The 11,883-nt window shown below is 66.3% G+C and carries 9 protein-coding genes (1 of these 9 cut by a window edge); 6 read left to right on the top strand and 3 right to left on the bottom strand.

From position 1 onward, the window contains the following. Position 1 precedes the first annotated feature (1 nt). On the bottom strand, positions 2-703 hold the full coding sequence (locus tag APS40_RS07400; protein ID WP_055046434.1) for a TetR/AcrR family transcriptional regulator C-terminal domain-containing protein: 702 nt from the start codon (positions 701-703) through the stop codon (positions 2-4). Positions 704-789: 86 nt separating this feature from the next. Here APS40_RS07400 and APS40_RS07395 point away from each other — a divergent pair, with 86 nt between their 5' ends. From APS40_RS07395 to clpB, 3 genes are all read left to right on the top strand, one after another. Beyond that, positions 790-1,782, top strand: coding sequence for an ABC transporter ATP-binding protein (locus APS40_RS07395; RefSeq protein WP_055046433.1), 993 nt, complete (start codon positions 790-792; stop codon positions 1,780-1,782). Next, positions 1,779-2,642: an ABC transporter permease gene (locus tag APS40_RS07390; RefSeq protein WP_156342856.1), complete on the top strand. Its 864-nt coding sequence runs from the start codon at positions 1,779-1,781 to the stop codon at positions 2,640-2,642. The genes APS40_RS07395 and APS40_RS07390 overlap by 4 nt, the downstream gene beginning before the upstream one ends. Positions 2,643-2,864: 222 nt before the next feature. After that, positions 2,865-5,486 (top strand): ATP-dependent chaperone ClpB, encoded by a 2,622-nt coding sequence (gene clpB / locus APS40_RS07385; protein WP_055046432.1) that lies wholly within the window; start codon positions 2,865-2,867, stop codon positions 5,484-5,486. A gap of 243 nt (positions 5,487-5,729) precedes the next feature. On the opposite strand, the gene APS40_RS07380 is transcribed toward clpB, so the two are convergent. After that, positions 5,730-7,256, bottom strand: coding sequence for an alpha/beta hydrolase (locus APS40_RS07380; protein ID WP_055046431.1), 1,527 nt, complete (start codon positions 7,254-7,256; stop codon positions 5,730-5,732). Positions 7,257-7,413: 157 nt separating this feature from the next. Between APS40_RS07380 and cls the strand changes: the two genes are divergently transcribed. The 3 genes from cls to APS40_RS07365 all read left to right on the top strand — a co-directional run bounded on the left by cls (position 7,414) and on the right by APS40_RS07365 (position 10,912). Further along, complete coding sequence (cls, locus tag APS40_RS07375; protein ID WP_055046430.1) at positions 7,414-8,850, top strand: cardiolipin synthase; 1,437 nt, start codon at positions 7,414-7,416, stop codon at positions 8,848-8,850. Between the two features lie 137 nt (positions 8,851-8,987). Beyond that, positions 8,988-9,332: a VOC family protein gene (locus APS40_RS07370; protein WP_055046429.1), complete on the top strand. Its 345-nt coding sequence runs from the start codon at positions 8,988-8,990 to the stop codon at positions 9,330-9,332. Positions 9,333-9,409: 77 nt separating this feature from the next. Next, on the top strand, positions 9,410-10,912 hold the full coding sequence (locus tag APS40_RS07365; RefSeq protein WP_055046428.1) for a DHA2 family efflux MFS transporter permease subunit: 1,503 nt from the start codon (positions 9,410-9,412) through the stop codon (positions 10,910-10,912). A 69-nt stretch (positions 10,913-10,981) separates the two neighbouring features. Here APS40_RS07365 and APS40_RS07360 read toward each other — a convergent pair whose 3' ends face one another. Beyond that, positions 10,982-11,883 carry the 3' end of a M23 family metallopeptidase gene (locus APS40_RS07360; RefSeq protein WP_055046427.1) on the bottom strand. The gene runs 1,063 nt beyond the window's last position, so 902 of the gene's 1,965 nt are visible here — the last part of the coding sequence; its start codon lies beyond the right edge, outside the window; it ends in the stop codon at positions 10,982-10,984.

Here is an 11,883-nt window from a genome sequence, read left to right as displayed (position 1 = left end):
GTCAGTCTGCCTTGGAAATCCTGGGCCGCGCCTCGTGCGCGGCCTTTGCTTTTTCCGCCATGATCTCCGTGTGTCGCGCCCTGAGGCCGGCCATCAACAGGCGCAGGCCATGCTCGAAGCTGTCGCCGAAGCGGGCGCCGCTGAGCTGCTTCATCCGGGCCTGGGCTGCGGCGTGCAAGGTCGGGTAGGAGGCCATTGCGGACCAGATTTCAGCCTGCTTGCCGGCCGGCTGGGTACGGCGGCGTTCCATCTCGGCCTGGTATTCGAGGGCGGAACCAGTGACGTAGTCCCCCATGCTGAGAATGCTGGCGAGCGCCTCTTCTGGTGAAAAGCCGGCGTCGACCCAGATCTTGAGGAAGTTCTCGATCTGCGGCATGGCCCGTTCGGTCGGCCGGTTGCCGGCGACCACCCGAGCCCCGTCGCGATAGGCGGTCAGGGCCTGATATTGCCGGCGCAGGCCCTCGGCTACCTTCTCGTCCCAGGGCAGGTCAGTGGGAAAGGGCGGCTGCTTCGCCCGCTGGTCGGCCACCATGGTTTCGGCCATGACATCGAGCAGCTCGCGCTTGTCTTTGACGTGCCAATAGAGCGTGGGTGCGGAAATTCCGAGCTCCTGGGCCAGCCGGCGCAGCGTCAGGCCATCGAGCCCAACCTCCTGCATCAACTGGATCGCTGTGTGGATGACGTCGTCGCGCGTCACGGCCATGGGTCATGCCACCTCTTGTCTCTCTAACGATGTTAGGGTAAGTAACTATCATACCTAACAGTGTTAGAGAAGCCTTGGAGGGCGGATTGAACCAGTTCTCGAGCAGCCCGCCCGCCGTCGAGGTGCGCGACCTCGTCAAGCGGTACAAAGCGGTCGAGGCGGTGCGCGGCATCGATCTGACCGTGCATCGGGGCGAGACCTTCGGCTTTTTGGGGCCCAACGGCGCCGGCAAGTCGACGACCATCAAGATCCTCTGCACTCTGGTCGAGGCAACGTCCGGCGAGGCGCGCGTCGCCGGCTACGATGTGGCTACGGACCGCGATGCGGTGCGGCGGAATATCGGGCTGGTGTTCCAGGAGCCCACGCTCGACGGCTACCTCACCGCGGAACAGAACCTGCATTTCCATGGCGAGCTCTATGGTGTCGATCGTTCGACCGCCAAGCTGCGTCAGCGCGAAGTGCTCGAAATGGTCGGGCTGTGGGAGCGGCGCGGCGACCTCGTCCAGACCTTTTCTGGCGGCATGCGGCGGCGGCTCGAGATCGCGCGCGGCCTGCTGCACTCGCCGCGCGTCCTCTTTCTCGACGAGCCGACCATCGGGCTCGACCCGCAGACCCGCGCTTCGATCTGGCAGTATATCCGCGAGCTCCGGGCGCGCGAGGACATCACGGTATTCGTCACCACCCACTACATGGACGAAGCCGAGAACTGCGACCGCATCGCCATCATTAGCGAGGGCAGGATCGTCGCGCTCGATACACCCACGGCGCTCAAGGCGGCGATTGGCAAGGACCGGGTGCAAATCATCACCGCCGACAATCCCGCGGCCATCGCCGCGCTCGGCAGCCGTTTCGGACTCACGGCAGCGATGGCGGAGGGACAGGTCACGTTTGCGGTGCCGGAGGGGGCGCAGTTCGTGCCGCAGCTGTTCGAAAAACTAGGTGTCGCCATCCACTCGGTGACCGTCACCCGGCCCAGCCTCGACGATGTGTTCCTCGGCCATACCGGCACCACCATTCGCGACGCCCAGTCGAAGGGGCAGTTCAACCCGATAGCCGCACGCTTGCGCGAGAGATCATGAAGATGACCGAAACCAGCATCGCCGCCGTCCGCGTGCCGGAGCCGAGCCTCGTGCACGAGATGCGCGCCGCCCTCGTCGTCTGGGAGCGGGAGATGATCCGCTTCTCGCGCGATCGTACCCGCGTCGTGGCGGGCATGGTGCAGCCGCTGCTGTTCCTGTTCGTGCTCGGCAGCGGGCTCGGCTCGCTGGTTGCAGCGAGCGCCGGCGGGGTCGACTTCCGCACCTTCCTCTTCCCGGGCGTGTTGTCGATGTCGGTGCTGTTCACCGCCGCCTTTTCCGGCATTTCGATGGTCTGGGACCGCGAGTTCGGCTTCCTGCGCGAAATGCTGGTGGCGCCGGTATCCACCACTTCGATTCTCATCGGCAAGTGCCTGGGCGGCGCCACCGTCGCGACCATCCAGTCGATCGTGGTGCTGGCACTCGCCGGACTGGTGGGTGTGCCCTACGATCCGTTGATGATGCTCGAGGTCCTGTTGCTGCTGTTCCTGATGAGTTTCATGATTACGGCGCTCGGCCTGCTGCTCTCCTCGCGCGTCAAGCAGGTGCAGGCGGCAATGCCGCTGGTGCAACTCGTCATCACGCCGCTGATGTTCCTGTCGGGGGCGCTGTTCCCGCTCTCCAACCTGCCGCCGTGGCTGGCGGTGGTCACCCATCTCAACCCCATGACCTACGCGGTCGAGCCGGTCCGGCATGTGATCTTCGAGCGCCTCGACATGGCTCCGGCAGCCCGCGCTCTGCTCGATCCGGGCATCTGGTGGGGCAGCTTTGCCGTGCCGGTGCCGCTGCAGGTGTTGCTGGTGATCGGCGCCTCCGGCGTGCTGCTGAGCATCGCCGTACGGCTGTTCTCCCGCACAGAATAGGCGAGCGATAATGAATCGAAGGCCGGCAGCAGTTCCGGCCTTTTGTTTTGCCCGGCGCACCCCATATCAGCGTGGAGACCAGGGAGCGCCGCCGAGCGGGCCTCGGGTCTTGATCTGGTTCGGACGACGCCTTCGCGGGCTCGTTTGAGCCAAATCAACGCTTCAGGCGTTGGATACGTGCCGCATTCAGGGCGATCCGACGTGCCAGACGAGGAGAGTTGAATGAACATCGAAAAATACACCGAGCGCGCGCGCGGCTTCATCCAGAATGCGCAGCAGCTGGCGCTCGGCCAGGGCCACCAGCAGTTCGCGCCGGTGCACCTGCTCAAGGTGCTGCTCGACGACGAAGAGGGGATGGCCGCCGGGCTGATCTCCAAGGCGGGCGGTGACGCGCGGATAGCGCGGGCCGAGACCGAGGCGGCCCTCAAGAAAATTCCAAAAGTATCCGGCGATGCGGGCCAGTTGTACCTGAGCCGCGAGCTGGCGCGCGTCTTCGAGACGGCCGAGAGCGCCGCGCAGAAGGCCGGCGATTCCTTCGTCACGGTCGAGCGGCTGCTGCTGGCGCTGACCATCGAGAAGGATACCGATGCGGGCAAGATCCTGGCGTCGGCCGGCGTCACGCCGCAGGGGCTGAACGAGGCGATCAACGAGATCCGCAAGGGTCGCACCGCCGATTCCGCTTCGGCCGAGAACCAGTACGACGCGCTGAAGAAATACGCCCGTGATCTCACCGAAGCGGCCCGCGAGGGCAAGATCGATCCGGTGATCGGCCGCGACGAGGAGATTCGCCGTACCGTTCAGGTGCTGAGCCGCCGCACCAAGAACAACCCGGTGCTGATCGGCGAACCCGGCGTCGGCAAGACCGCCATCGTCGAGGGCCTCGCCATCCGTATCGTCAATGGCGACGTGCCGGAATCGCTGAAGAACAAGTCGCTGCTGTCGCTCGACATGGGCGCTCTGATCGCCGGCGCGAAATATCGCGGCGAGTTCGAGGAGCGGCTGAAGGCGGTGCTCAACGAGATTTCGTCGGCCGATGGGCAGATCATCCTGTTCATCGACGAAATGCACACGCTGGTGGGCGCCGGCAAGACCGACGGCGCGATGGATGCCTCGAACCTCCTGAAGCCTGCCCTGGCGCGCGGTGAACTGCACTGCGTGGGCGCCACGACGCTCGACGAGTACCGCAAGCATGTCGAAAAGGACGCGGCGCTGGCCCGTCGCTTCCAGCCGGTGTTCGTCGACGAGCCGACGGTCGAAGATACCATCTCGATCCTGCGCGGGCTCAAGGAGAAGTACGAGCTGCACCACGGCATCCGGATCTCGGATTCGGCGCTGGTGGCGGCCTCGACCCTGTCCAACCGCTACATCGCAGACCGGTTCCTGCCCGACAAGGCCATCGACCTCGTCGACGAGGCGGCGGCGCGGCTGCGCATGGCCGCCGAGTCCAAGCCCGAAGAGCTCGACGAACTCGATCGCCGCATCATGCAGCTCAAGATCGAGCGCGAGGCGCTGAAGAAGGAGACCGACGAAGGCTCGAAGACCCGGCTCGGACGCCTCGAGCAGGAGCTGGCCGACCTCGAAGAGCAGGCCAATGCGTTGACCACGCGCTGGCAGGCCGAAAAGGAACGCATGCAGGGCAGCCAGAAGCTCAAGGAAGAGCTCGACAAGGCCCGCACCGACCTGGAGCTGGCGCAGCGTACCGGCAACCTCGCCAAAGCGGGCGAGCTGGCCTATGGCGTCATCCCCGACCTCGAAAAGCGCATCAAGGCCGCCGACGATCCCAATGGCGACGGCAAGCCCGACAACCCGATGGTCGAGGAAGTCGTGCAGCCCACTCACATCGCGCAAGTGGTGAGCCGCTGGACCGGCATTCCGGTCGACCGCATGCTGGAAGGCGAGCGCGAGAAGCTGCTCGGCATGGAAAAGGAGCTGGGCAAGCGCGTCATCGGCCAGGCCGAAGCCGTCGAAGCGGTGGCGAAGGCCGTGCGGCGCGCCCGGGCCGGGCTGCAGGATCCCAACCGGCCGATCGGCTCGTTCATGTTCCTCGGGCCCACCGGCGTCGGCAAGACCGAGCTCACCAAGAGCCTCGCACAGTTCCTGTTCGACGACGAACATGCGCTGGTGCGGCTCGACATGAGCGAGTTCATGGAAAAGCACTCGGTCGCACGGCTGATCGGCGCCCCTCCGGGCTATGTCGGCTATGATGAAGGCGGGGTGCTGACCGAGGCGGTGCGCCGCCGGCCCTATCAGGTCGTCCTGTTCGACGAGATCGAGAAGGCCCACCCGGATGTCTTCAACGTCCTGTTGCAGGTACTCGACGATGGGCGGCTGACGGACGGGCAGGGGCGGACGGTCGACTTCCGCAACACGCTGATCATCATGACTTCGAACCTGGGGTCGGAATATCTGGTCAACCTCAAGGACGGCGAGTCGGTCGAGCTGGTGCGCGGCAAGGTGCTGGATGTGGTGAAGGCCTCGTTCCGGCCGGAGTTCCTCAACCGGATCGACGACATCATCGTCTTCCACCGGCTGCAGCGCGACCACATGGGAGCGATCGTCGATATCCAGCTGGGCCGCCTGCGCGGGCTGCTCAAGGAGCGCGACATCTCGCTCGAGCTCACCGATGCGGCGCGCGAGTGGCTGGCCAACGAAGGGTATGACCCTGCCTATGGCGCACGCCCGTTGAAGCGGGTGATCCAGCGCGAGGTGCAGGATCGGCTCGCCGAGGAGATCCTCGCGGGTTCGGTTACCGACGGGCAGACCGTGGTGATCGACGCCGGCGAAGGCGGGTTGCGGCTCGGCAGCGGCACCCCGGAGGCGCCGGGCATCGACGCCGCGGCATAAAGCACAAGAGGGCCGGTCCAGCGACCGGCCCTTTTCTTTTTGGGCGGTTGGGCTTTTCGCGCCTGAGGCACGCCGGAGCGATTGTTAAGCTCGGTCTTGAACCCACCCACCGGCTGTCATCCCTGCGAAAGCAGGGATCCAGCTATCCACCTGTGCGGGCTGTGAGTTGGGTCCCTGCTTTCGCAGGGATGACATCGGATATGGGGCAAAGCCAACGCCAATCAGCCCCCAATCGAGAACGCTCTACCCACCGGCAGCCTCCGGTAGCTTGGGCGGCACGCCATTCATCATGTCCACCAGCACCTGGTAGACGAAGTCCGGGTCGCCGGTCGGCTGGTGCGGGTCGATCAGGTCGTGCCCGAGTTCAAGCGCCAGCGGCAGTCGCACCACCTCCAGGTCAGCGCCGTGCTGCTGCCAGTGCAGCGCCAGCTCTTCGATCTTGGTCTTGCTCACGGCGTCGTCGGCTTCGTTGATCAGCAAGCCCAGCCGAGGCGAGAGCGGGGCCCTCGCCGCAGCATCATCCATCAGCGCGATGCTGAGGCGCAGCACCTGCGCCAGGCCGTGCGTGGCGTAACGCGGGTAGGCGTAGGTCATGCCGGGCGGGTTGTCGCGCGTCGCCGGATCCCACCACGCCATTGCATTGGGGGCGTTGAGCAGCAGGGCGGTCGCCGCATGGTTGGCCCAGTCCGGGATCAGGTTGGGGCTGAGGAACGGCGCGATGGCGATCGACTGGTCGGCATCGGCGCGGTGCTGGCCGATCCAGCCGGCGATGATGCCGCCGGCCGACAGCCCGGTGACCACCACTTCATCGCCCAGCCCCTGGGCGATATCGGTCGCCGCATTGCCGACGGCGATCATCGTTTCGGCGGTGAGATCGGCGAGCGCGAGGCTCATCTGGTCGGCGTCGCCATGCTGCGGGATGCGCGGGAGGTAGACATTGTAGCCGAGCCCGAACAGCTTTGCCGCCAGTTGCTCGGCCTGGGCCGGGCAGTTGGTCAGGCCGTGGAAGAACACCACGACGCGCGCAACCTTGCGGCCATGCGTCAACAGGGTCGAGCGGCAACGCGGGTTCAGCGGCAAGCCGGCTTCCTCGCCCCGCACCGCCTCGATCCTCGCCACGGCGTCGTCATAGCTGAGCGCCGGGTTGTCCTGGGCAGCATTGCTGCCGAGGCCGGCGGTGTCGAGCGGCAAAAGGGCCAGCACGGTAAAAGCCCCGAGCAGCAGGGCGACGAGACCCAGCGCCAGACCGGCCGCCAGCTTGGGTACGGTACGACACAAGCCGGGTCGGCTCCGCTGGATGACCGTTCCGGGATGACGGCGGTGCAGCGCCAGCACCAGCGCCATCCCGACCATGGCGAGCGCGAGCGTCGAGGCAAAGCCGGTGGTCAGCTGGGTGAGGATGGTGCGCAGCAGGATGTTGCTGCCGCGGCTGGCATAGGTCTCGGGGTCGAGGCTGCCGTGGCGCAGCAGGTCGGTCAGCGTCAGCACCACCGGGTAGGAGAAGAACGCCACCAGCACGCCGGCGAGAGCGCCGCGCGGCAGGGTGAAGCGGTGCGCCCGGCCCAGCAGCAGCCACCAGAACAGCGCGCCGGTCAGCGCGACGCCGAGGAACAGCGTGAGCCAGCTGACGCTGCCGCGCGGGCTGGCAAAGAGATGGTTGATCTTCACGCCGGAGAGCGGCACCGACAGCAAAGCCGCAACGGCAAAGGCAAGGCCTGCCCAAGCGGCCCACCAGCCGTAGCGCGGCGCGCGGTGATCCGGTGCGCTCATCGGTCCGGGACCCCTTGTCGCGGGCGGCGCCGCGGCGGTTTTCGTGTCGGCGCTCCCATCTAAGCACGATTTTCGTCAACTCGCATGGTCGGGCGGTCGACTTTGCCCTGCTCCGCCTGCCATTGTCGGGTGGCGAGCCAGAGGTGGAGGAGACGGAATGGAGGGGGCGACGGTCGCCTGGCTGCTGCTGCTGCTCGAAATCGGGCTGCAGCTGTTCTTTGTCGGCCGCGCTCTGCTCAGGCCTTATCGCGAGCCGGTGTCGCGGCTGGCCTGGGTGATGATCATCGTCATCGCACCGTTGGTCGGCATGATCGCCTATGTGCTGGTCGGCGAGACCAATATCGGGCGCACCCGCACCGCACGACTGCGCAAGGCGTTCGACACCCTGCCGCCACCGTTCGGCACGCCCGATGTCGAGGCGCAGCTTCCCGAAGCGACGCTGCCGCTGTTTCGCGCCGGCACCTCGGTCAGCGGCTACCCGCCGGTCGCCAGCAATCGGGCGCGACTGCTCGAGAGTTCGGACGCGGCAATCGACGCCATGGTCGCCGATATCGACGCGGCGACCGACCACGTGCATCTGCTGTTCTACATCTGGCTGCCCGACACCAATGGGCTCAAGGTCGTCGCGGCGCTGCAGCGGGCGGCGATCCGTGGGGTCAGCTGCCGTGTCATGGCGGATGATGTCGGCTCGCGCAGCATGATCCGTTCGGAACACTGGCGCGCCATGCGGACGGCCGGCGTGCAGCTGGCCCGCGCCATGCCGATCGGCAATCCGCTGATCGGGGCGATATGGGGACGGCTCGACATGCGCAACCACCGAAAGATCGTCGTCATAGACAATGCCGTCACCTATTGCGGCAGCCAGAACTGTGCCGACGCTGCTTTCGCGCCCAAGGCGAAGTTCGCGCCGTGGGTCGATGTGATGGTGCGGCTCGAAGGGCCGATCGTGCGGCAGAACCAGCACCTGTTCGCATCGGACTGGATGGGGCACGGCGAGGACGACCTCACCGAACTGCTGCAGCGTCCGCTGCCGCCCGCCCAGGCTGGGTTCGCCGCCCAGGTGATCGGCACCGGCGCGACCGTCCGGCCTTCGGCAATGCCCGAAATCTTCGTCTCGGTGATGAACGCGGCGCGGCGCGAACTGGTGATCACCACGCCCTATTACGTGCCTGACGAAACCATCCAGGCGGCGCTTTGCGCCAGCGCCTATCGCGGGGTCGAGACCACCTTCATCGTGCCCGAGCGCAACGATTCGTGGGTCGTGGCCGCCGCCAGCCACAGCTATTATGCCGAACTGCTCGAGGCCGGAGTGATCATCCGCGAATATCGGGGCGGGCTGCTGCATTCCAAGACGATGACGGTCGACGGCGAGCTGGCGCTGATCGGCTCGGCCAACATGGACCGGCGCAGTTTCGAGCTGAACTTCGAGAACAACATGCTGATCGCCGACCTGTCGCTGACCGCGGCGCTGCGGCAGCGCCAGCAGAGCTATATCGAAGCGTCCGTGCTGGTGCACGCCGCAGAGGTCTCGGCCTGGGGCGGCGCCCGACGCATCTGGAACAACACGGTGGCGATGCTCGGGCCGGTGTTGTGACCCCTCTTTCCGATGAAGCGCAACGGGCAGGACGGCACGAGTGACCCGGCAGCCGAGCGCCGTGCCATGACCGCGGGATTGCCGAAACGGCGGCCGTACGATAGAGAACAAAGATAGAACAAACGGAGCTATGGAAGATGAAGCAGCGCTATCAGATCGACTACCTCGAGTTTCCCTCCAGCAGTGCGCTGGACAGTCACCGCTTCTTCGCCGAAGCGTTCGGCTGGAGCTTTACCAGCTATGGTCCCTCCTACGAGGCCATCGACGACGCGGGCATCGATGCCGGCATCGATGCGAGCGCAGGACGTACGGACAAGCCGCTGGCGGTGATCCGCACCGAGGATCTCGAACTGGCCGAGCGCGAAGTGCTGGCAGCGGGCGGCGAAATCACCAGGCCCGCCTTCGATTTCCCCGGCGGTCGTCGCTTTCACTTCCGCGAGCCTGGCGGCAACGAACTCGCCGTATGGATCGAGAAGGCGTAGGCTGGGGGCGATCGATCTTGTCGCGCTTCGTGACGGAAGCGCCCCTTTCGTAAAGCACCCAGCAGCAGGAGCCGGAGATGAACGACGCCAGATCGAGCGCAGCGGCGGCGGCGTTCTGCCCACCGGAGCGACGCATCTATGTGCTGGTCGCTGCGATCCTTGCCTCCTCCATGGGGTTCATCGACGGCTCGGTGCTGTCGATCGCCACCCCCGCGATTCGCGCCAATCTGGGCGCCAGCCTTGCCGACGCGCAGTGGATCTCCAACGCCTACATGCTGTTCCTCGCTTCGTTGCTGCTGATCGGCGGCGCAGCCGGCGACCGCTTCGGGCTGCGCAACGTCTTCGCGCTGGGCATCGTGCTGTTCGTCCTGGCGTCGCTGGTCTGCGCCGTGGCCCCCAACCCCAGCTTCCTGATCATCGCCCGGGCGGTGCAGGGGCTCGGCGCGGCGCTGATGGTGCCCGGCAGCCTCGCCATCATCGCCAAGGCCTATCCGCGCGAGGAGCGCGGCAAGGCGATCGGGCTGTGGTCGGCGTTCTCCTCGCTCACCACCATCCTCGGCCCGGTGATCGGCGGGTTCGTCCTCACCACCATGGGCGATTGGAGCTGGCGGCTGGTGTTTGCCATCAACCTGCCGCTGGGCGGCATTGCGCTGGCGCTGTTGTTCCTCAAGGTGCCGGCGGATCAGCCGGAAGCCGGGAGGCGGCTCGACCTCGTCGGTGGCGCGCTCATCACCGTGGCGCTGCTGCTGATCGCGCTCGGGCTGACCGGTACGGGCGGCAACGCGCCGGTGCTGAGCCATGTCATCCTCTATTGCGGGATCGGGCTCGTGGCGCTCGTCGCGTTCCTCTGGTGGGAGGCGCGCAGCAAGGCGCCCATGCTGCCGCTCTACCATTTCAGGAACGTCGCCTTCTCGGGCGCGCAGGGCCTGACCTTCGCGCTCTACTTCGCGCTTTCGGCGGTGACCTTCTTCCTGCCGATGACGCTGATCGGGGGCTGGGGCGTCACCGCGGCGGAGGTGTCGATCGCCTTCCTGCCGTTCGGCATCGCGCTCACCGTGCTGTCGCCCTATGCCGGGCGGCTTTCCGACAAGGTCGGGCCGGGGCCGATGATCACCCTGGGGGCGGTGATCGTCGCCATCGCTTTCGCGCTGCTCGGGCTCCTGGCGCCGCTGCAGAATGTCTGGCTGGGCGTGCTGCCGCTGACCATCCTGATGGGGCTCGGCATGAGCGCCGTAGTGTCGCCATTGTCCACGGCAGTGATGACCTCGGTCGAGGATCGCGACACCGGCCTCGCCTCGGGGGTGAACAATGCGGTGGCGCGTGTGGCGGGCCTGCTCGCCGTGGCGTTGATGGGGGGTGTTGCGGCCTTCGTGTTCGAACGTTCGCTTGGCGGCTTCGCCGAGCTGTCGCTGTTCTTCGGCATGCAGCCCGATACAACGCTTGCCGCCGATGTCGAGGCGGCGCGGCAGGGCGCCAACAACGCCGCCTTCGCCGCCATCGCCTACAGCAATGCCGGCCTGGCGCTGCTTTCGGCAGTGATCGCCTGGTTCACCCAGGAGAACAAGTTGCGGCGTCGGTAGTCGCTCCGCAGCGGACATTCCCGCTGCCGCGGGAATGAGGTCTTGCCTGGCTGAGGAGGAGCGCCGGCCTTAGTTCAGCGCGGCCACGGTCATCGGTGCGGCGTCGCGCTTCATCAGGTCACGGATCTGCGCGATGGTCTGCTCGAAGCTACCCTCGTACTGGGCCGACAGCGACTTGTCGCGTGGCAGCTTCACGCTCAGCGGATCGACGAAACGGCCGTTGACCTTGATCTCGAAGTGCAGATGCGGGCCGGTGGAGTTACCGGTCGAGCCGACATAGCCGATGATCTGGCCCTGGCGGACGCGAACCCCCGGCTTGATGCCGTCGGCAATGCGGCTCTGGTGGCCGTAGCCGGTCTCGAAGCCGTTGACGTGCTTGATCTCGACATACTTGCCGTAGCCGGAGACCCACTGCGCTTTTTCCACCACTCCGTCGCCGGAGGCGTAGATCGGCGTGCCGGTCTTGGCCGCGAGGTCGACGCCGGTATGCATGCGGCGCGACTTGAAGATGGGATGCACGCGGTTGCCGAAGCGGCTTGCCAGCCGACCGCCGCCCTGCAGGGGCCGGCGGGTGAGGAAGCGTTTGCCGGTCTCGCCGTCCGGATCATAGAAATCCACCGTGCCGTCATCGGTGCGGAAGCGGAACAGCTCGCGCGTCGTGGTGCCCAGCTTCAGCGCCACATAGAGCAGATCCTGATGGCCGCTGGCATCCTTCTCGGTTTCGAGGATCTCGATCGAGTCGCCGGCGCTGATGCGCTTGGTCAGGTCGATGTCGTAGGCGAACATGGCGACGATACGCGAGGTGACGGCGTCATCGATGTCGTGCTTGCGCGCCGTCTCCCAGATCGAGCGATAGACCGAGGGCAGGTTGTTGACGTTGATTTCCTCGGTGTCTTCCTCGGGGAACTCGATCTTGGGCGGCTCGAGGCCGAGCACGTAGTTGCCCCGGTCGGTCAGCGCGGCCGTCGCCG

The sequence above is a fragment of the Devosia sp. A16 genome, assembly GCF_001402915.1.
GTDB lineage: Bacteria > Pseudomonadota > Alphaproteobacteria > Rhizobiales > Devosiaceae > Devosia_A.
Note: the sequence above shows the minus strand (reverse complement) of the source record. Positions and strands in the feature narration are given on the sequence as shown.

Excerpts from the sequence above, each read along its gene's own strand:
- clpB (WP_055046432.1), top strand. The coding sequence starts at position 2,865 with ATGAACATCGAAAAATACACCGAGCGCGCGCGCGGCTTCATCCAGAAT.
- APS40_RS07380 (WP_055046431.1), bottom strand. The coding sequence starts at position 7,256 with ATGAGCGCACCGGATCACCGCGCGCCGCGCTACGGCTGGTGGGCCGCT.
- cls (WP_055046430.1), top strand. The coding sequence starts at position 7,414 with ATGGAGGGGGCGACGGTCGCCTGGCTGCTGCTGCTGCTCGAAATCGGG.
- APS40_RS07370 (WP_055046429.1), top strand. The coding sequence starts at position 8,988 with ATGAAGCAGCGCTATCAGATCGACTACCTCGAGTTTCCCTCCAGCAGT.
- APS40_RS07365 (WP_055046428.1), top strand. The coding sequence starts at position 9,410 with ATGAACGACGCCAGATCGAGCGCAGCGGCGGCGGCGTTCTGCCCACCG.
- APS40_RS07390 (WP_156342856.1), top strand. The coding sequence starts at position 1,779 with ATGAAGATGACCGAAACCAGCATCGCCGCCGTCCGCGTGCCGGAGCCG.
- APS40_RS07400 (WP_055046434.1), bottom strand. The coding sequence starts at position 703 with ATGGCCGTGACGCGCGACGACGTCATCCACACAGCGATCCAGTTGATG.